This window comes from Duganella aceris (assembly GCF_011090165.1).
In the GTDB taxonomy this organism is placed as follows: domain Bacteria; phylum Pseudomonadota; class Gammaproteobacteria; order Burkholderiales; family Burkholderiaceae_D; genus Rugamonas; species Rugamonas aceris.
Genome location: NZ_JAADJT010000014.1, coordinates 55872 through 75909, shown reverse-complemented (window position 1 = coordinate 75909; position 20038 = coordinate 55872). Strand labels below are relative to the sequence as shown.

At 65.5% G+C, this 20038-nt stretch carries 20 protein-coding genes; 12 read left to right on the top strand and 8 right to left on the bottom strand.

All coding sequences use genetic code 11. The annotated features are described in order from the left end of the window. Positions 1–38: 38 nt before the first annotated feature. The 5 genes from GW587_RS26155 to GW587_RS26135 all read right to left on the bottom strand — a co-directional run bounded on the left by GW587_RS26155 (position 39) and on the right by GW587_RS26135 (position 3540). On the bottom strand, positions 39–230 hold the full coding sequence (locus GW587_RS26155) for a hypothetical protein (protein ID WP_166107839.1): 192 nt from the start codon (positions 228–230) through the stop codon (positions 39–41). A 67-nt stretch (positions 231–297) separates the two neighbouring features. Further along, positions 298–1044 (bottom strand): general secretion pathway protein GspB, encoded by a 747-nt coding sequence (locus tag GW587_RS26150; protein WP_166107838.1) that lies wholly within the window; start codon positions 1042–1044, stop codon positions 298–300. 43 nt (positions 1045–1087) lie between these two features. Further along, positions 1088–2827, bottom strand: a complete 1740-nt coding sequence (locus GW587_RS26145; protein ID WP_166107837.1) for an ExeA family protein — start codon at positions 2825–2827, stop codon at positions 1088–1090. 24 nt (positions 2828–2851) lie between these two features. Next, positions 2852–3355 carry a hypothetical protein gene (locus GW587_RS26140; protein ID WP_229259666.1) on the bottom strand — a complete coding sequence of 168 codons (504 nt, stop codon included), beginning with the start codon at positions 3353–3355 and terminating at the stop codon, positions 2852–2854. Beyond that, positions 3355–3540, bottom strand: a complete 186-nt coding sequence (locus GW587_RS26135; RefSeq protein WP_166107836.1) for a hypothetical protein — start codon at positions 3538–3540, stop codon at positions 3355–3357. The genes GW587_RS26140 and GW587_RS26135 overlap by 1 nt, the downstream gene beginning before the upstream one ends. A 242-nt stretch (positions 3541–3782) precedes the next feature. Between GW587_RS26135 and GW587_RS26130 the strand changes: the two genes are divergently transcribed. Then, positions 3783–4877: a GIN domain-containing protein gene (locus GW587_RS26130; RefSeq protein ID WP_166107835.1), complete on the top strand. Its 1095-nt coding sequence runs from the start codon at positions 3783–3785 to the stop codon at positions 4875–4877. 31 nt (positions 4878–4908) lie between these two features. Here the strand turns inward: GW587_RS26130 and GW587_RS26125 are convergent, their stop codons facing one another. After that, on the bottom strand, positions 4909–5178 hold the full coding sequence (locus GW587_RS26125; RefSeq protein WP_166107834.1) for a hypothetical protein: 270 nt from the start codon (positions 5176–5178) through the stop codon (positions 4909–4911). 275 nt (positions 5179–5453) lie between these two features. On the opposite strand from GW587_RS26125, the gene GW587_RS26120 reads away from it, so the two are divergent. The 11 genes from GW587_RS26120 (at position 5454) to GW587_RS26070 (ending at position 17742) form a co-directional block, all read left to right on the top strand. Beyond that, positions 5454–6323: a glucosamine kinase nucleotide-binding domain-containing protein gene (locus GW587_RS26120; RefSeq protein WP_166107833.1), complete on the top strand. Its 870-nt coding sequence runs from the start codon at positions 5454–5456 to the stop codon at positions 6321–6323. Between the two features lie 3 nt (positions 6324–6326). Continuing rightward, entirely contained in the window at positions 6327–7061 is a 735-nt protein-coding gene (locus GW587_RS26115; protein WP_371875653.1) for a GntR family transcriptional regulator, read from the top strand. Continuing rightward, entirely contained in the window at positions 7058–8155 is a 1098-nt protein-coding gene (nagA, locus tag GW587_RS26110) for an N-acetylglucosamine-6-phosphate deacetylase (protein ID WP_166107832.1), read from the top strand. Before GW587_RS26115 ends, nagA begins: the two co-directional genes overlap by 4 nt. Before the next feature lie 5 nt (positions 8156–8160). Then, positions 8161–9174, top strand: a complete 1014-nt coding sequence (locus GW587_RS26105) for an SIS domain-containing protein (protein ID WP_166107944.1) — start codon at positions 8161–8163, stop codon at positions 9172–9174. A gap of 163 nt (positions 9175–9337) precedes the next feature. Continuing rightward, entirely contained in the window at positions 9338–10501 is a 1164-nt protein-coding gene (locus GW587_RS26100) for an ABC transporter substrate-binding protein (protein ID WP_229259665.1), read from the top strand. A gap of 1 nt (position 10502) precedes the next feature. After that, on the top strand, positions 10503–11585 hold the full coding sequence (locus tag GW587_RS26095; RefSeq protein WP_229259664.1) for a carbohydrate ABC transporter permease: 1083 nt from the start codon (positions 10503–10505) through the stop codon (positions 11583–11585). Further along, on the top strand, positions 11582–12388 hold the full coding sequence (locus GW587_RS26090) for a carbohydrate ABC transporter permease (RefSeq protein WP_166107831.1): 807 nt from the start codon (positions 11582–11584) through the stop codon (positions 12386–12388). Before GW587_RS26095 ends, GW587_RS26090 begins: the two co-directional genes overlap by 4 nt. Next, positions 12385–13875 carry a beta-N-acetylhexosaminidase gene (gene nagZ / locus GW587_RS26085; protein ID WP_166107830.1) on the top strand — a complete coding sequence of 497 codons (1491 nt, stop codon included), beginning with the start codon at positions 12385–12387 and terminating at the stop codon, positions 13873–13875. Before GW587_RS26090 ends, nagZ begins: the two co-directional genes overlap by 4 nt. Before the next feature lie 21 nt (positions 13876–13896). Then, a complete protein-coding gene (locus tag GW587_RS26080; RefSeq protein WP_166107829.1) occupies positions 13897–15204 on the top strand; it encodes an MFS transporter in 1308 nt (435 codons plus the stop codon). A 4-nt stretch (positions 15205–15208) separates the two neighbouring features. Then, the gene (locus GW587_RS26075; RefSeq protein ID WP_166107828.1) at positions 15209–16324 is read left to right on the top strand and encodes an ABC transporter ATP-binding protein; all 1116 of its coding nucleotides are present in this window, start codon (positions 15209–15211) and stop codon (positions 16322–16324) included. 104 nt (positions 16325–16428) lie between these two features. Continuing rightward, complete coding sequence (locus GW587_RS26070) at positions 16429–17742, top strand: tetratricopeptide repeat protein (RefSeq protein ID WP_166107827.1); 1314 nt, start codon at positions 16429–16431, stop codon at positions 17740–17742. A gap of 30 nt (positions 17743–17772) precedes the next feature. Here the strand turns inward: GW587_RS26070 and GW587_RS26065 are convergent, their stop codons facing one another. Both GW587_RS26065 and GW587_RS26060 read right to left on the bottom strand, forming a co-directional pair. After that, positions 17773–19047 carry a glycoside hydrolase family 18 protein gene (locus GW587_RS26065; protein ID WP_166107826.1) on the bottom strand — a complete coding sequence of 425 codons (1275 nt, stop codon included), beginning with the start codon at positions 19045–19047 and terminating at the stop codon, positions 17773–17775. Then, a complete protein-coding gene (locus GW587_RS26060) occupies positions 19037–19777 on the bottom strand; it encodes a GntR family transcriptional regulator (protein ID WP_166107825.1) in 741 nt (246 codons plus the stop codon). Before GW587_RS26060 ends, GW587_RS26065 begins: the two co-directional genes overlap by 11 nt. Positions 19778–20038: the final 261 nt, after the last annotated feature.

Genomic DNA, 20038 nt, shown 5'->3' with positions numbered 1-20038 from the left:
ATTATACGCAGCAACATTTGACGGCGTAGTGGCCAGTTTTAGTTGTCGTGTTTGAAGCTCGCCGGACGGTTGTGGCCGGCGGCGGCCAGCGCCACCAGGCCGATGCAGATCAGCGCGATGCCATAACTGCTCGGCTCCAGCTGGGCGGCGGCATCGACGGCAGCCGCTTGCGCGCGCGGCATGCAAAAGGCGGCGGCGATCAGGAGGGGCAACAATTTCAAATGTTTCATGATATTTCCCATGCATTGATTTCAATGATAAGAAAATATCATCGCCACGTGACAGGCGAATGACAACTCAGTACGGAACCCGGTAGCGATAGCCTTTGAAGTTGAACACCGCCTCTTTCGGCTGCAGTTTTTCCAGCGTCAGGCCGGGGGCGACTTCCTCGCCTTCGTGCCGCAGCACCTTGTCGATCAGCAAAAGACGGTCGGCGGGATTCTTGGAATAGATGTAGCCGCCGACCGCCACTTGCGGGATCGAACGCTGGATCGGTTCCGGCAGGTCGCGCAAATTCATCACCGGCTCCTCCGGCGCGGCGGGTTTGGCCGATGCGCCAGACGGTGCGCCGGCCGCTTGGGCTTGCGCCGGCGAGGCGGACGCGGCCGGCGTTTGCGGTTGCGACGGCGGCTTGGCCTGCGCCGCCGGCGCGGCCGCCCTGGCCAACTGGGCGACCGACGGTGGCAAATCGGCGACCGGCGCCGGCAGCGGAGTCGGCTCCGTCACGGCAGCGGCTTGCGCTGCCGGCGTGGCGGCGGCGCCCACGGGCGCGGTGGTGGCGGCGGCCGGTTGCGGCGCCGGGGCCACGGCGACCGGCGCCGGGGGCGTCGCGGGATCGGCCGATTCGCCACCGCGCAACACCAGCGTCAACAGCACGCCGATCACGGCGGCCATGCCCAGCAGCGCCAGCACCATCGGCGCCTTGAGACGACCGCTGGACGACGCCTGCTCCGCCGATTGCAGCGTCGGCGCGTGCAGCGTGGGGGAACTGCCAAGCTGGCGTTCCGCCTGCGCCTTCTTCAGAGCTTCCAAAATATAAGACATAGCTGCAATCAAAAACGAAATCGGTTGAGGAAAATGCCAGCCGTCACTGCAAGCGCGGTTCCTGCACGCCGCCCAATTGATACAGACGGATAAAAGTCTTCGGTCCGGCCACGCCGTCCGCCTTCAGATTCTGCGCGCCCTGGAACTCGATCAGCCGCTTGCGCAAGGCAGCGTCCAACGGCTGGTTCTCCTGAGGTTTCTTCAAGTCATAGATTTGCGACAAGCGCCTGGCCAGCCAATCGACATCCGGGCCCTGATCCCCGCTGCGAACCTCGTCGCGCCAGCTGCGCGGCGCGCGCCAGAACGTGGTGAACTCGCCATCCAGCCGCGCCGACAAGGCTTCCACGCCGACCTTCTGCGGCTTGCCGCCGGCCGCAACGATGGTCGCCTGCTTGTCGTCCAGCGCGGTCAGCAACACATAGTTGGCGGCGACCGGATCGTCGTGCAGCCTCAGCATGGCCGGACGATCCAGCTGGCGCAATTCCTCGATGCCGCCCTTGGTCTGCAGGCAGCGCAAGTTGGCGCGCGCCGCGCTGGCGCAAGGATCGCCGTCCGGCAGCGCCAAGCCCCACATCGCGGCCAACTGGCGCAACGCGGCGGCGCTATCCGTCGGCGACGGCCTGACCTCGGCGGCCGATGCCGGCGTCGTCCCCGCCGCGGCAAGCGCCGAAGCGGTGCCCGCCGCGGACGTCGTCCCGGCCGCAACCAGCGCCGCGCCCCGCCCCGCCGCCCCGCTCGCCGGCGCAGCGGTCGACGGAGCAGGCGCCGGAGCAGGCGCGAAAGCAGGCGCCGCAGCGCCGGCCACCGCCGCCTGCGCATTGGCCACCACCGGCTTCGCATCGCGCGACAGCAGCTGCCAGGCCAGCGCGCTGACCACCACGCCGCCGACCACGCCCGCCGCCACCAGCGGCCAGCGCTGCGCGCCGCCGAAGCCCGCGCCCGGCCCGCCCGCCGTCGCCTCGGCGCCGGTGAACACCTCCGCCGCCGCCTTGCGCAAAATATTGCGCGTGACCTGCGGCTGGTTCTCCACATACGCCCCCAGCAACGCCCGGTCGCACAGCAGATTGATCCGGCGCGGCACGCCCTTGGTCAAACCATGCACCAGTCCCATCAAGCGACGCGGAAACGGCACGATCGCCGTCGCGCCCGCGACCGCCAGCCGATGCTCGATATAGGTCCCGGTCTCCGCCTCCGACAGCGATCCCAGGTGATAGCGCGCGATCACCCGCTGCGCCAACTGCTCCAGCTCCGGCCGCGCCAGCATCGTGCGCAGCTCCGGCTGACCGATCAGGATGATCTGCAACAGCTTGCGCTCGCTGGTCTCCAGGTTGGTCAGCAAGCGCAGCTGTTCCAGCACCTCGGCCGACAGGTTCTGCGCCTCGTCGATGATCAACACATTGTTCTTGGCCTGCGCATGGCTGGCCAGCAGATACGCGTTGATCGCATCCACATAGCCCTTGACGCTGACCGCCCCCGCCCCCTGCGGCGGCAGCGCGATGCCGAACTCGTCGCAGATCGACAGCAGCAACTCCTCCACCGACAACTTCGGATTGAAGATGTAAGCCAGCTTGCAGTTGTCGGGAATCTGCTCCATGAAGCAGCGGCAGACGGTAGTCTTGCCCGCCCCGATCTCGCCGGTCAGCAACACGAAGCCGCCGCCGCTGCCGATGCCGAACAGCAAATGCGCCAACGCCTCGCGATGGCGTTCGCTCATGAACAGGTAGCGCGGATCCGGCGCGATGGAGAACGGCGATTGTTTCAGGCTGAAAAAATGCGTGTACATGAATACCTTGGGTGTGCGCGTACCCTATTTTAGCCGTTGTCGCAGCGCCGGCGGCTGAACCGGCGGCATCGGCTTGAACTTTGCGCAGTAAATCTTGGATTTGGTATCGAAATACACGATGCGGCTGGCCGGCTTGGCCTCGCGCACCGGGAAGGCGGAAGTGTCGATGCGGGTGTAACGGATACCGACCTGGCTGATGATCGCCTTCTCCAGCTCCTCGGGGGTCGACTCGGCCACCGCGCCGACGAAGATGTAGGGGCTGGTGTCGTCGCTGACCATCACTTCCGAGATCTGCGTATTCCACAGCGACGCCCCGGCGGTGCGGAACCAATACGCCCCGCCCTCGTGCTTGTAGGCGGCGCCGAAGTGCTTCGAGAAATAATCGTAGTAATAGAAATTGTCGGTCTGATCGCGGCAAAGCAGGCCGTTGCCGACGATGGTGCCGAAGGTGGTCGGCACCGCCTGCGCCGCCGCGCCGCCGCAAGCGAACGCCAGCGCGACGCCCAGCCAGCTTCCGCGCCGGCGCATTATAGTTTCGACAGCCAGGACCGGTTGGCGCTGATGCGCGCCTTGGCCGTGGCCGGCAGCGCCTCGTAACAGCCCGGATATTGTTTCAACGAACTTTCCCGAATTTCTTTTTGCAAGCCATTAATCAAAAAAACGTACAGCACCGAGCCGTCATTCGTGTTTTTCGTCCCCATGTATTTAATCATGTGCGCTCCTTTTACTGCGCAGGTGTTGCCTGGCTATCCATTGATGGGCCCATTATGACATTACGGCGGCAACCGGGCCACACAATCAATAACGGCTACTCGCCGGCAAAGTTGAACGCGGCTCAGTAGCGGTTTTTTGCAGCTTATCCCACGCATCCGCGCGTCCATCCGATTCCGCGCGTCGGGCGGCGGGTTTTGTCATATCGTTCACTCCTCGCCACTTCCCTACAATCGAGACCAATATGAAGCAGACGATCAAACACGCGGCACTGGCTTGCACCTTGCTGGCCGCCAGCTACGCCCACGCCGCCGACGGCAAGCAGGACAACACCATCGCCACCGAGAACCGCACCGTGACGCCGTTCAGCGCCATCAACATCATGGTGCCGTACCGCGTGATCATCACGCCGCAGGGCAACACGGTGGAACTGTCCGGCCTGCGCCGCCAGTTCGCCGACATCGAAACCTCGGTCAGCGGCGACACGCTGACCATCCGCAAGCCGCGCCAGAAAGACGGCTGGAACATCAACTTCGGCTGGAGCAAGGAAAGCAATCCCCCACTGACGATCCGCATCGGCGCCGCCGGCCTGAAGAACCTGCGCAACGCCGGCAGCGGCGACGTCGACCTGCAACAATTCCAGGGCCAGGCGCTGGTCATCACCTCCGACGGCTCGGGCGACCTGACCGCCGGCGGCACCGTGCGCGAACTGACGGTGACCGCCAACGGCAGCGGCGACCTGAACCTACGCGCGCTGAAGACCGCCAACCTGCAACTGTGGATGAGCGGCTCCGGCGACGTCGACGCCGGCCCGGTCACGCAAGACCTGAACCTGCGCGTCAACGGCTCGGGCGACCTGGACGTGGGCGACCTGCACGGCGGCCGCGTCAACGCCTCGCTGCACGGCTCCGGCTCGGTGCGGCTGCAAGGCACGGCGCAGGACATCCGCGCCCAGCTGCACAGCTCGGGCGACCTCGACGCCTGTTCGCTGCAGGTGGAATCGGCCAGCGCGCAGCTGCATGGCTCCGGCGAAGCCTGCCTGTCCGGCACCATCAAGAAACTCGACGCCGAGGTGCACAGCTCCGGCGACCTGACGGTGCGCGGCCTGCAGGCGCAAACGGTGCGCGCGGTGTTGAGCGGATCGGGGGATATGGATTTATCGGGCAGCACCGCCAGCCTGAGCGCGGACGTCTCCGGCAGCGGCAGCCTGCGCGGTGAGCAATTGTCGGCGGCGCAAACGCAGATCAGCGTGCACGGCTCGGGCAACGCCACGGTCGCCAACGGCAAGCGCCTGGTCACCTACGAACGCAAAGGCAGCCGCGAACGCGGCGGCAACTAAACATAACGGGGCCGATGGCCCCGTTTTCACATCAATCGAAGCACAAGCGCTTCTTGGTCGCCGCGATCAGCTTCTCATCGTAGGGATGCAGATTCTCGATAAACAGCAGCTCCGTCTCATCCGGCTCTTCCAGGCACATCTCGATCATCATCGGACCATCGTCCATGCGGCCCAGGAAGTGCTTCGGCCAGCGATTCTTCTTGTGGGTCTTCATCACTTCCATCCCCAGCTTCGCCAAAGCCGGCTTCACACCCGCCGCCAGCGCCTCACGCTGCCAGTCGTCCCAATACTCGTTCATCATCTGCTTTCATCATTGCACTAAAGCCGTAGTGTACCGCATCGGCCTCTCCCCTACCAAAACCAGACCAAAGTGGCATGCAAATGCGACACCCGCCCGGCCACCGCATAATTCAACAATATTCAATAAAAACAATCACTTGAAAATACATTCAAAGTCGACAACGCCAGTCCACTTCAATATTTTTCAATACCAGTTAAATACCTGTTGACAAGCTGGTTTGCCAACCATATAGTGCCCCTCAACACGGGGAATCCCGGCTCAGCATTCACACACCCATGATCGAATTTCTAATCGGCGTAGACGGCGGCGGTAGCGGCACCCGGGCACGCCTGGCGCGCGCCGACGGCGTGGAACTGGCGGAAGGCAGCGGCGGTCCGTCCGGCCTGCTGCACGGCATCGGCAACGCCTGGGCGGCGGTCGAAGACGCCGCCGGCAAGGCGTTCCGCGCCGCCGGACTGGAGGTCCCGGCCAGGGAGACTATCGCCATCGGCCTCGGACTGGCCGGCGTGCACAACAAACAATGGGCGGCCGAATTCGTCGCCGCCAATCCCGGCTACGCCAGGGTCGCGCTGGAAAGCGACGGCCACACCACCGTGCTCGGCGCGCATCGCGGTGAACCGGGCGCGATCATCGCGCTGGGCACCGGCAGCGTCGGCGAGATCAAGCTGGCCGACGGCCGCCACATGGAAGTCGGCGGCTGGGGCTTCCCGGCCGGCGACGAAGCCAGCGGCGCCTGGATGGGACTGCGCGCGGTCAACCACGTGCAGCAGGTGATCGACGGCCGCATGCCGCCCACCCCCTTCGCCGACGACGTCGCCGACGCCTGCGGCGGCGAGCGCGACGCGATCCAGAACTGGCTGGCCAAGGCCACCCAGACCAATTACGCGCAACTGGCGCGCATCGTCCTGCAGCACGGCGAGACCAATGAGACCGCGCGCCTGATCCTGCTCGAAGCGGGCCGCGAAGTGGAGATCATGGCCAACGCGCTCGATACCAGCGGCACGCTGCCGATCGCCCTGTGCGGCGGCCTGGCCGCGCCGCTGCGTCCCTACATGCCGGTCTCGATGTTGAAGCGCATCGTCACGCCGCAAGGCGACTCGGCCGCCGGCGCGCTGCGCCTGATCCAACAACGTTTGAAGGAGTAGCCCGTGCTAGCCCAGTTGAGCGATTTCAGGCCGGATGCCGACAGCGATACCCCGTTGTACATGCAGCTTGCGAACAAGCTGTCCGACGGGATCGCCGGCGGCGACTGGCGCGCCAACGAGGCTTTGCCGTCCGAGCGCGTGCTGTCGGACATGCTCAACATCTCGCGCGTCACCGCGCGCAAGGCGATCGACATGCTGTGCGAGCGCGGCATGCTGACCCGCAAGCGCGGCTCCGGCACCTACATCACGCCGAAGCTGGAACAGCCGCTGTCGCGCCTGACCAGCTTTTCCGAAGAGCTGCGCGAGCGCGGCTTCACCGCCGGCTCGCGCTGGCTGCAGCGCGACATCGGCATCGCCTCGCCGGTCGAGCTGCTGTCGCTCGGCCTGTCGCCCAACATGCCGGTGGCGCGCCTGAAGCGCCTGCGCACCGCCGACGATGTGGTGATGGCGATCGAAACCACCACCATCCCGGCGCAGTACATGCCGAATCCGCACAGCGTCACCGATTCGCTGTACGGCTACCTGGAAGCCAACGGCACCATCCCGATGCGCGCGCTGCAGCATATCCGCGCCGTCAACGCCAGCGTGGAGCAAGCGCGCCTGGCCAACATACCTGCGGGTGCCGCGATGCTGCACATCACCCGCGTCAGTTATCTCGACAACGGCGCAGCGGTGGAACTGACCCACTCGTATTGCCGCAGTGATTATTATGAATTCGTAGCGGAGTCGCGCAGATGAGCGATGCAATCAAAGGCAATATCCTGACATCGGCGGGCTGGATCCGCGGTGAGATCACTTTCAGCGAGCGCGTCGCGGCCATCCACGGCAGCAGCGTCGATCCCGCGCTGAATGAAGAAGTCTATATCCTGCCTGGGTTTATCGACCTGCACGTGCACGGCGGCGGCGGCAAGGACGTGATGGAGGGCGGCGACGCGGTCCGCACTATCGCCGCGATCCACGCCCGGCACGGCACCACCAGCATGCTGGCGACCACGATGACGGCGCCGCCGGAGGACATCGACCTCGCCCTGAAGGGCATCGGCCTGGCCGCCGCACAACGTGGCAAAGGCGAAGCGCGCGTGCTCGGCGCCCACCTCGAAGGTCCGTTCATCAACTCCGGCAAGCTCGGTGCGCAGCCGCCCTACGCGCGCTCGGCCAAACTGGCCGACGTGCAGAAACTGGAAGAGCTGGCGCCGCTGAAATTGATCACCGTCGCGCCGGAAATCGAAGGCCACCTGGAACTGGTGCGCGAGCTGTCGGACGCCGGCATGCGGGTGCAGATCGGCCACACGCTCGGCACCTACGAAGACGGCGTGGCCGCGCTGGAGCACGGCGCGCACGGCTTCACCCATCTGTTCAACGCCATGACCGGCCTGCATCACCGCGAACCTGGCATGGTCGGCGCCGCGCTGGCGCACGCGCAGTACGCCGAATTCATTCCCGACCTGCTGCACGTGCACCCCGGCGCCATCAGGACCGCGCTGCGCTGCATTCCGCAACTGTATTGCGTCACCGATTCGACTTCCGCCACCGGCATGCCGGACGGCGAGTATATGCTGGGCCGCCATACCGTCATGAAATGCATGGGCGGCGTGCGCCTACCCGACGGCACGCTGGCCGGCAGCACCCTCACCATGGACCAGGCGCTGCGCAATCTGGTCGGACTCGGCCTCGATCTGGCGGATGCCTCGGCACGGGTCTCAACCTATGCGGCCGATTATCTCGGCCTGCAAGAGCGGGGCCGCCTCGCCCCCGGCGCCTACGCCGACTTCGTGGTGCTCGACCGTGACCTGAATCTCAAAGCCGTTTATATCGAAGGAGAATTGTTGTGACCTCAATGATGTTGAAAGAAGCCCTGTCCGCCGCTGAATGCGTCGCCACGCAACTGTCGCAGGACGGAGACCGTTACGCGGAGCTGGGCCGCAAATTGAGGAGCACTTCCTTCTCGACCGCGCTGACCATCGCGCGCGGCAGCTCCGACCACGCCTGCGCCTACGCCGCCTATCTGATCATGGCCCGCCTGGGCCGCGTGGTGGCGTCGCTGCCGATGTCGCTGGTAACCTTGAACAAATCGCCGCTGATCACCCGCGACACGCTGGCGATCTCGATCTCGCAATCGGGCCAGAGTCCGGACGTGGTCGAGCCGATTAAATACTTCCGCGACGGCGGCGCCACCACCATCGCGCTGGTCAACGACATCGATTCGCCGCTGGCGCACGCCGCCGAGTGGGCGATGCCGCTGCGCGCCGGCAAAGAGCTGAGCGTGGCCGCGACCAAGAGCTTCATCACCAGCATGGTGGCGGGCGCGCGTCTGGTTGCGGCGTGGCAGAACGATCCGGAGCTGCTGGAAGGCCTGGAAGCGCTGCCGGACTCGCTGCGCGCCGCCACCTCCGAAGACTGGTCGAAGGCGATCGAGGTGCTGGCGCCGGCCCGCAACATCATGGTGGTGGGTCGCGGCATCAGCTTCCCGGTGGCGCTGGAGGCTTCGTTGAAGTTCAAGGAGACTTCGGCCTTGCAGGCGGAGGCGTTCAGCGGTGCGGAGATCAAGCATGGTCCGATGGCGCTGATCGAAGAAGGCTATCCGCTGGTGATCTTCGCCACGCGCGGTGCGACGCAGGCGAGCCTGCTGCAGCTGGCGACCGAGATGCGCGGCCGTGGCGCGCGCGTGCTGCTGGCGGCGCCGGCGGACGTGGCCGATCGCGATCTGACCTTGCCGGTTGCGGCGACGCCGGATCTGGATCCGATTGTCGCGATCCAGGCGTTCTACGTGATGGCGGCGCAGCTGTCGGCCGCGCGCGGCATGGACCCGGACGCGCCGCGCCACCTCAGCAAAGTCACCAAGACCAACTAAGTCCGTGATTGAGCCGCGCCTACCCCGCAAGCCGAAGGGGTCAGACCCCGTACGGGGTCTGACCCCGGTATGCCGCCGTGCGGGGTGGCTGCTTGCGCTAGCGGCGCTCTTCGCGAACCCTGCAACCGCAGCCCCGCAAAAAATCGAATTCTGGACCTTCAGCATGAAGCCCAAGTTCACGCCCTACTTCGAGACGCTGGTGAAGAACTACGAAGCCGGCAACCCGGGCGTCAAGGTGGAATGGGTCGACTTCCCATGGGACATCATCCAGACCAAACTGGTGACGCGCATCGTCGCCGGCACGCCGCCGGCGCTGGTCAACCTGAACGTGCCCTGGGCCGACGAATTCGCCCGCGACGGCCTGCTCGCCCCGGTCGACGCCCTGCTCGGCGACGCCCGCCCACGCTACCTCGCCAGCACACTGGAAGACCTGACCTTCAACGGCAAGACCTACGGCTTCCCGATGTACAGCAACGTCGCCGTCATCGCCTACAACACGCAGATTTTCAAAGCCGCCGCCATCCCGCACGCGCCGCGCGATCTTGACGAGCAGCTGCTGTTCGCCCGCCAGATCGCCGCGCGCACCGGCAAGGCGGGCCTGTGTCCCGCGCTGTCCAAGATCGACGGCCTGATGATGCAGCAGGGACTGGCCGTGATCAAGGATGGCAAGGCGGTCTTCAACTCGCCGGCGCACATCGCGCTGATCGCCAAGCTGGCCGAAACCTACAAGGCCGGCGGCCTGCTGAAGGACGCGCTGTTCGCCGAGGATAACTTCCCGGCCGCGATCGACGCCTACAAGGGCGGCCGCCTCGGCATGCTGCTGGCGCCGCCGACTGCGGTCAAGCGCATCCAGAGCGACGCCAAGGATATCTACACCATCACCGACGTCGCTCCGGCGCCGCTGGGTCCGACCGGCATCGCCGACGGCGGCTGGCTGGTGCACTTCGCGGTGCCGAAGAATGTGGATGCGAAGCTGATGCCGGCGGTCGGCAAATTCGCGCGCTACCTGACCAACGACGCCAACCAGCTGACCTTCGCCAAACAGGCCAGCGTGTACCCGGCGATGGCGCAGGCGGCCAACGACCCGTTCTTCACCACCGTGCCGCCGGGCGCCGGCGCGGCGGAGAAAGCCGTATCGGCGGGCGCGGTGTCGATGCCGCATTCGCACACGCTGTACGTGGCCGGCATCACCGACTATGACGAACTGCGACGCTACCTGGTGAAGGCGGTCGAAGCCGGCGTCACCGGCAAGCAGGACATCAAGCAGGCGCTGGACCAGGCGGTCGCGATCTGGAACAAAAAGCTCGCCGCGCAGCGGAGCCATTAATATGCGCACCGACCACGCCAGCCCCGCCAGTACCGCGCCGCTCGCCGCCGCGCCAGCTGGCGCCCCGTCGGCCGCCGCCCCGCGCGCCCCGACCAGCGCCGACGCACCGACATCCGCGCCACCGCCGGTCGCGCAGCCGCTCGCCTCTTTCTCCGCCGCGCCGGCAGGCCCGCTCGCCATCTCGTCCGCGTCGACGCCGGCGCCGGCTGCGGCGCCATCGCACGCACGCCGTGTGAACCTGACGGCCTGGCTATTCCTCGCCCCGGCGTTGGCGCTGCTGGCCGTATTCTCCTTCTGGCCGGTGGCCTTCGGCTCGCTGCTGGCCTTCACCGACTACAGCCTGATACGCGAAACGCACTGGGTCGGCCTGGATAACTTCCGCTACATCTTCGACAACGAGATGTTCACCACCGGCCTGAAAAACTCGCTGCTGTTCCTGCTGATGGTGCCCTTCGTGCAGATCGGCGCCCTGAGCCTCGCGGTGCTGGTCAACAACCAGCTGCCCGGGATCCGCTACTTCCGCGCCGCCTTCTACGTCCCGGTCGTGACCACGGTCTCGGTGGTCGGCATCATGTGGGGCTTCATGTTCCACGAACAGGGCGCGCTCAATTACGTGCTGATGACCCTCAAGCTGGTCGGCGCCCCGGTCGGCTGGCTCTCCAACGACAACCTCGCCCTGTTCGCCATCATGTTCGTCACGCTGTGGCGCGGGCTGGGCTGGTACATGGTGATGTATCTCGCCGCCCTGCAAGCCGTCCCCGCCGACATGCAGGAAGCCGCCATCCTCGACGGCGCCAACCGCTGGCAGCGCTTCTGGAAAATCACCGTGCCGATGCTGCGCCCCACGATCATGATCTGTACCGTCCTCTCCGTGCTGGCCGCCTTGAAAGCCTACCAGGAAGTCGACGTGCTGACCCAGGGCGGCCCGATGAACTCCACTTTCACCGGCCTGTATTACGCCTACGACCAGGGCCTCAAGCACCTGAAGCTGCCGCGCGCGCTGGCCGCCAGCTTCGTGATGTCGATCTTCTGCATCGGCATCGCCCTGCTCTGCCTGCGCTACATCAAGCCGAAGCACCGATGATGAAGACACTCACCCACTACCTGCTGCTGTGCGCCATCGCCGTGGTCTGCGTGTTCCCGTTCTGGTGGACGCTGGTCACCGCGCTATCCACCGAAGGCAACATCTTCGCCTTCCCGCCGACCTTCTGGCCCAGGCAGCCATCGTTCGAGAATTTCATCGAAGTGTTCAACGCCATCCCGATCTGGTCCTTCTTCCGCAACTCGGTCCTGATCGCCGTCTGCACCGTGTTCTGGAAACTGGCGCTGTGCTCCGCCGCCGCCTACCCGCTGGCGCGCATGCACTTCAAAGGCCGCAAGCTGGTGTTCGGCCTGATCCTCGCCACGCTGGTGCTGCCGTCCGAAGTCAACTTCCTGGTCAACTTCATCACCGTGACGAAACTCAGCCTGGTCGACACCTACACCGGCGTGATCCTGCCCAACGTCGTCACGGCGGTCGCGATCCTGCTGCTCAAGCAAGCGTTCGAAGAAGTGCCGCAAGACCTGATCGACGCCGCGCGCGTCGACGGCGCCTCCGAATGGACCATCTTCAGCAAGATCATGCTGCCGCTGATCGCCCCCTGGCTCGCCACGGTCGGCATCTTGACAGCGGTCGAAGCCTGGAACGAATATATCTGGCCCTCGATCGTCATGAGCAAGCCGGATGAGTTTCCGCTGTCGGTCGGCGTGCTGTATTTGCGCGGCACCTTCGGCAGCAGCACGCGCGTGATCGCCGCCGGCACCGTGCTCACCATCCTGCCCACGCTGGCAGCCTTCTTATTTACCCAACGATTCTTCATGCGCGGCATGGACGGAGCAGTGAAATGACAACTCAAAACGACCTCAGAAAAGTAGCCGGCCAACTCATCATGATCCGCTTCCCCGGCACCGTGCTCGATGCCGCCACGGCGGAGTTCCTGAAAGCGAACAGCATCCGCGCCGTCTGCCTGTTCCGTGGGAATATGACCGACTCCGAGCAGCTGGCCAAGCTGACCGCCGACCTGCGCGCCGTCATGGGCCCGGAATCGCTGATCGCCATCGACCAGGAAGGCGGCGCCGTGGTGCGCTCGACCTGGGTGCCGGCGCCGCCGGCAGCGATGGGCCTCGGCGCTGCCGACGACACCGACCTGGCCCACCGCACCGGCGCCGCCGTCGCGCGCGCGGTCAAGGCGCTGGGCTTCAACTGGAACTTCGCGCCGGTACTGGACCTGAACAACAACCCGGACAACCCGGTCATCGCCGAACGCTCCTTCGGCGCCGAGCCGAAGCGCGCCGCCGAACTGGCGATGGCGTGGATGGCCGGCAGCCATGCCGAAGGCGTGGCCTGCTGTGTCAAGCACTTCCCCGGCCACGGCGACACCAACGTCGATTCGCACCGCGACCTGCCGACCGTGAACAAGCCAATCGAAGAACTCGACCTCCTGGAACTGGCGCCGTTCCGCATCGCCAGCGCCTCCGCGCCGGCGATGATGACCGCGCACATCGTCTACCCGACCTTGGACCCGGACAATCCGGCCACCATGTCGCGCCGCATCCTCACCGGCCTGCTGCGCGATGAGTGGAAATACAAGGGCATCGTCATCACCGACGGCATGGACATGCACGCCATCGCCGGCCGCTATGGCGTCGGCAACGCGGCGGTGCGCGCGTTGACCGCCGGCGCCGACATGGTCATGGCGCTGGGCACCACCGAAACCCAGGAAGAGACGCTGAACTCGATCGCCGCCGCGCTGGCCGCCGGCGAGTTGTCGCAGGAGGAAATCCAGATCCGCCTCGACCGCCTGGCCGCGCTGGCCAAGGCCTATCCATGCAAACCGCGCTCCTACAAGGAAGACGCCGCCGACCGTGAAGTGATGGCCGAAGGCTGGCGTCGCGGCCTGACCGCGCACGGCGCGCCGCAACGTCCGGCCAAGGGAGCCAACGTGCGCCTGGTGGTGCGCCAGGACGTGGTCAGCGACGGCGTCTCGGAAGCCGGCGTGCCGGCCGAGCAGGTGGCGGCATCGCTGCGCCGCCTGTACGACGTCGAGCTGGTGACCTTCGCCGACGCCGACACCTTCGACTGGAGCGCGCTGCCGCAGGACGGCCGCTTCACCGTGCTGGCCTCGACCTCGCGCCTGCGCTACGGCGAGCACGCGCGCGCCACCTGGCGCCCCGACCTGCACCTGGCGTTGTGGAATCCGTACCAGGCGCTCGACATCCAGGCGCCCGCGCTGATGACCTACGGCTTCGCCAAGCCGGCGCTGGACGCGATCAACGGCTGGCTGTCCGGCGAGCTGGAAGCGGCCGGCAACGCGCCGGTACCCGGCTTCAAATAAAAAGAACGACGGAGACTCCACATGAACCGACCTGACATCCGCAACCCGAAATTCTGGGTGCCCAGCCTGTACCTGGCGCAAGGCCTGCCCTTCTTCGCGGTGGCCATCGTCGCCAACCAGATGTTGAAGAGCATGGGTGTGCCCAACGACGAGCTGAATCACTGGACCGCCCTGATCGGCTTCGCCTGGGTGTTCAAGCCTTTGTGGAGTCCCTTCCTGGAACTGGCCAGCAGCAAGAAGCTGGTTGTGGTCGGCTTCCAGATCCTCGGCGGCTTGTGCCTGGGCGGCGTCGCGCTGGCGTTGCAGGCGCCGTTCTGGTTCGCCGCCTCGATGGCGATGCTGGCCCTGGTCGGCATCTCGGCGGCGACGCACGACATCGCGTGCGACGGCCTGTACATCACCAGCCTGGATGAAAAACAGCAGGCGCAATACGCCGGCTGGACCGGCACCTTCTTCAACGCCGGCAAATTCTTCACCACCGGCGGCCTGCTGCTGCTGGCCGGGCACTTCGAGAAGACGCTCGGCGTGGTGCCGGCGTGGACCATCTGCTTCTGCATCCTGGCCGCGATCATGATCGGCCTTGGCCTGTACAACAGCTGGGCGCTGCCGCTGGCGAAGAACGCCGTCACCGAAGACACCAACGCCTCCGCCATCGCCCGCACGCTGTGGGAAGTGATCGTCGAATTCTTCAGGAAGCCCGGCATCTGGATCTCGATCCTGTTCATCATCCTGTTCCGCGCCGGCGAGGCGCAGGTGCAGTCGATCGGCCCGCTGTTCCTGCGCGAGGCGCGCAACCTCGGCGGCCTTGGCCTGTCGACCGCCGAAGTGGGCGCGGTCTACGGCACCGTCGGCACCGTGGCCTTCATCGTCGGCAGCATCGCCGGCGGCTACTTCACCTCGTGGCTCAGCCTCAAGCGCGCCATCCTGTGGCTGATCCTCGCGGTCAACCTGCCGAATCTGGCGTTCTATCTGCTGTCCCACTTCCAGCCGACCGACCTGACCGTCATCGGCGCCGCGCTCAGCGTCGAGATGTTCGGCTACGGCTTCGGCTTCGTCGGCCTGATCCTGTACATGATGCAGGTGGTCGCGCCGGGCAAATACCAGACCGCGCACTACGCCTTCGCCACCGGCATCATGCAGCTGGGCTTCGTGCTGTTCAAGCTGTTCAGCGGCGACATCCAGATCGCGCTCGGCTACCAGCACTTCTTCATCTGGGTCATGCTGTGCGCGATCCCGGTCGCGGTGCTGTCGCAGATCATCCCGATGGCGGCGCGCCCGCAACCGGAAGAGCAGGAACACGCGGCGGTGCAAACCGCGCACGTGGGCTGAGCGCATGGCGAGCGTCAGCCTGCAGGGCATCGTCAAGCACTACGATAAAACCCCGGTCATCCACGGCGTCGACCTCGATATCGCCGACGGCGAGTTCATGGTCTTCGTCGGCCCGTCCGGCTGCGGCAAGTCCACGCTGCTGCGCATGATCGCCGGCCTGGAGGCCATCAGCGGCGGCGCGCTGCACATCGGCGGCATGCTGGCCAACGACGTCGCGCCGGCGCAGCGCAAGCTGGCGATGGTGTTCCAGTCGTATGCGCTGTACCCGCACATGACGGTCTACGAGAACATGGCGTTCGCGCTCAAGCTGGCCGGCAGCAAGCCGGACGAGGTGCGGACGGCGGTCGAACGCGCCGCCGGGATCCTGCAGATCGCGCCGCTGCTCAAGCGCCGGCCGAAGGAGCTGTCCGGCGGCCAGCGCCAGCGCGTCGCCATCGGCCGCGCCATCGTGCGCACGCCGGAGGTGTTCCTGTTCGACGAGCCGCTATCCAACCTGGACGCCAGTCTGCGGGTGCAGATGCGGGTCGAGATCAGCCGCCTGCACAAGGAGCTTGGCACCACCATGATCTACGTCACCCACGATCAGGTGGAGGCGATGACGCTGGGTCAGCGCATAGCGGTCTTCAACGGCGGCCGCGTCGAGCAGGTCGGCACGCCGCATGAGCTGTACAACCATCCGGCCAATCTGTTCGTGGCCGGTTTCCTCGGCACGCCGAAGATGAACTTCATTCCCGGCGAAGTGGTCGCGGCGGACGACGGCGCGGTGCGCGTGCGCTTGCCCGGCGGCGCGATCGTCGTGGCGGCGGTGGACGCGGCGACCGGCCCGCGCGCCGGCGACCGGATCACGCTGGGCGTGCGCGCCGAGCACCTGGCCATCGCCGCGCCGGGCCAAGCCGACAATGTCATCGACGCCGGCGTCGGCCACGTCGAATACCTGGGCGACCTGTCCATCGTCTACGCCACGCTGGACGGCGTGCCGGAGATGATCGCCGTGAAGCAGACCGCCGAAGCGCCGCCGCTGCACGCAGGCAGCCGCGCGCGCATTCACTTGCCCGCATCGCGTTGCCTGATATTTAACGCCGACGGCCAAGCCCTCGGCCACCGACGAGCACACGCTTGAATTCGGAGTTTTGCCCGGTTTTGTGTAACAATACGCGGGTTTACACTATCGTGACGGGAAGGCCCACGCGCCGCCCGTCTAATTTGTTTGATTGAAGGATACCCATGTCCCACATTCGTCTTGCTCGTATTAGCCTGCTCCTGGCCGCCATTGGCCTGAACGCCGCTCCAGCCATGCTGGGTATGTCCGCCGCCCATGCCGCGGAAAAAGAAAAGCCAGCTGCGGAAGCACCGAAAGACGCCGTGCGTCCGGAAATCTACAAGTTGATCGATCCGGCGCAAACCAAGGAACTGCTGGCCGCCAAGAACTACACCGAATTCCAGACCCGCATCGACACCGCCGCGGCCATGCCGAACCTGACGCCCTACGAAACCTTCGTACTGAATCAGATGCGCGTGCAAGTGGGCCAGGCTTCGGGCAACAACGAGATGACCATCAAGGCGCTGGAAGCGATGATCGAATCGGGCCGCCTCAAGCCTGAAGACAAACTGCGCTTCATCGACGCCATCGCCGGCATGTACTACGGTAACCTGAAGGACTACGACAAGGCCATCGTCTGGTTCAACCGCTACGGCACCGAGTCGGGCGACACCGCCAAGCAGCGCCAGTACATCGTGCGCTCCTACTTCCTGAAGGACGATTTCGCCAGCGCCAAGACCGAAGTGCTGAAGGATATCGAAGCGGCGAAAAAATCCGGCATCGCGCCGCCGAAGGATGAGCTGAACCTGCTGGGCAACGTCGGCATCAAGACCAAGGACACCGACCTGTATCTGGTGGCCGTCGAAGAGCTGACCCGCTACTACCCGACCCCGGACTACTGGAACGACCTGCTGAACCGCACCCGTGGCAAGAAGACCTACTCGCAGCGCCTGGACCTGGACCTGGTGCGCCTGAAAGCCGTCGCCGTGCCGACCAAGATGGAACCTGAGGACTACGCCGAACAAGCCGAACTGGCTGTGCTGGGCGGCTTCTTCAGCGAAGCCAAGATCGCGATGGACAAGGGCTTCCCAAGCGGTATCCCGGCCGGCAAGGACAAGGTCGCGCTGCAGAAGATCCGCGACAGCGCCAACAAGGGCGCCGCCGACGATGCGAAGAACATCGATTCCGGCGTCGCCGCCGCGCAGAAGTCGAAGGACGGAGTCGGCCTGGTCAACCTGGGCTACAACTACATCACCCTCGGCCAGTTCGACAAGGGCGTGGACCTGATGAAGCAAGGTATCGCCAAAGGCGTGTCGAAGAACCCCGACGACGCCAAGCTGCGCCTGGGCTACGCCCTGGCCATGGCCGGCAAGAAGGATGAGTCGATCAAGCTGCTGGAAACCATCACCGGCAACGACGGCCGTGGCGACATCGCCCGTTACTGGATCATGTACCAGAACCCGCCTGCGGCCGCACCAGCCGCCGCTGCGGCGAAGTAATCGAAAAGCCGGCTCTCGAGCCGGCTTTTTTTATGGACGCATCGCGTCCGACAAGGTGCGCAGCAGCTGGTGTTCGCCGTCGGCGCTGAGCTCCCAGAACATCGCGCCGCGCAAGCCCTGCCGCTTGATGTAGCGCGCCTTCTCCTGCAACGACGCCTGGTCCTCGTAGCTGATCCAGATTTTCTCCTCGGCGTTGTACAGGTACGGCACCCGCGCCGATGCGTTCCAGTAGCGCCGGTAGCCCGCGCCGCCTTCGAAGGCCGGCGTCAGCATGCCCTGCTTCAGCAGATGGCTGAAGCCATACGCGTTGCCGCCATTGACGCCGCCGCTCGCGCCGCCGTCGCAGGCCTGGTACTGGCCGTCGCCATCCGGGCCGGGCGCGCAGCCCTTCCATCCATAGCCGTAGAACGGCACGCCCAGCACCAGCTTGTCGGCCGCGATCCCGGCCTTCAGGTAGCGCTGGACCGCACCCGACGAATAGAAAGCGCTGGCGGTCACCGGATCCCTGGCATCGGCGTACAGCGCGGCGTGGTGGCCGTTGTGCTTCTCCCATGGCATATGGAAGTCGTAGGCCATGATGTTGATCCAATCCAGGCTGCGCGACAGTTCCTTGATCCAAGCGCTGCTGCCGGCGTCGTTGATGTAGTTGGCGTTGCCGCCGGCGGCGATGGTGATCGCGTAGTGCTTGCGGTCTTGCTTACCGGCCGCGTCGAAGGCGGCGCGCAGCGCGCGCGCCAGCGTGATGAAGTTCCGCTTGTCCTGCGGCCGCGCGCAGGTTTCGCCCGCCACGCAAGGCACGCCGGCTTCGGTCGGATATTCCCAGTCGATGTCGATGCCGTCCAGCCCATAGCGGCGCATCAGCCGCAGCGACGAGGCGACAAAGTTGGCGCGCGCCTCGGCCGAATCGGCGACGTTGGAAAACCGGTTTGACCAATCCCACCCGCCGACCGACACCACCACTTTAAAGTCCGGATGCCGCTGCTTCAGCGCCACCAGCGCGCGCAGGTTGGCGCCGTCGGCCGCCTCGTCGCGCAAGGCCAGCGCGCCGTTCAGCGGCTCCTGGCATGGCGCGACGTAGTTCACCGTCGGTTCGGGATTGCCATGCTTGCCGTCCCAGCAGACATCGACGAAGGCGTACAGCGCCATCGTCAGCCGGCCCGCGTCGACATTGGCGGCGGTGACGGCGAAGGCGTCCGACTTCCAGCCCGGGTAGTAGCCGACCACTTCCGACGCGGCGGCCGGCAGCGCGCCGGCGATGGCCGCGATGGCGGCCGCCAGCACGCACTTGCGTAAATTAGTTTGCATTCAGTTCCGCCACAAAGTCATACATATCGCCCCGGAAGTAGGAGCGGCAAAATTCGACGGCGCGGCCGTCGCGCAAAAAGCCCAGCCGCTCCACCGCGAGGCCGGCGTCGCCCTCCTTCGCCTGCAGCAGCGTGGCCTGTTCGGCGTTGAGCAGCAGCGCGGACAGGCGCTGCAAAGCCCGCACCGGACGGTTGCCGGATTTTTCCAGCGCGTCATACATCGACAGGTCGACCGCGTCCAGCGACGGCAGGCAGGACGCCACGATGGTCGCGTACTCCAGGCACATCGGCACGTCGTCGGCGTAGCGCATGCGGTTGAAGCGGTACACCTTGGAGCCGGGGCTGAGCCGCAGCCGCATCGCCTCGTCCGGCGTCACCGTGCCCTCCGAGCGCTTCAGCCACACGCTGCGCGGCGTGCGGCCGCGCGCCCGCATGTCCTCGGAAAAGGAGGTCAGCTTGGCGAAGTTCTTTTCGATGCGGGTGTTGATGAAATTCCCGGAGCCGGGACGGCGCACCAGCACCCCTTCGCTCACCAGGCCGTCGATGGCCTTGCGCACGGTGATGCGCGAGATCTCCAGGTCGGCGGCCAGCTGGCGCTCGGCCGGCAGCGCGTCCTCCGGCTTGAGCAGATGCTGCTCGATCGCCGAGCGCAACGCGCGTTGCAGTCGCTGGTACAGGGGTAGGTTACTGGTCTCATTGAGGTGCTGTCTGATGTGTACCAGTGGGGTCATTTGATCGCGTTCCATAACGATGAAGACATCCTCTCCGAATTTGTCAAACGATAATACCAAAAAAAGACCACAGTACAAGCCATGATCTGCCCCGATGCCACAAATATTTCCGGCAACAAGCAGGAAACCCTTATAGCCATTGGCCCTCCTTGTGTTGAAACGGCCCACAACCGCCTGCAATACCACCGTCCGGCCGCTTCTACGTAGTTGCCACAAAGCCATTCTGTATGCGGCATACAACATAACAAAAAAGAATTTTAA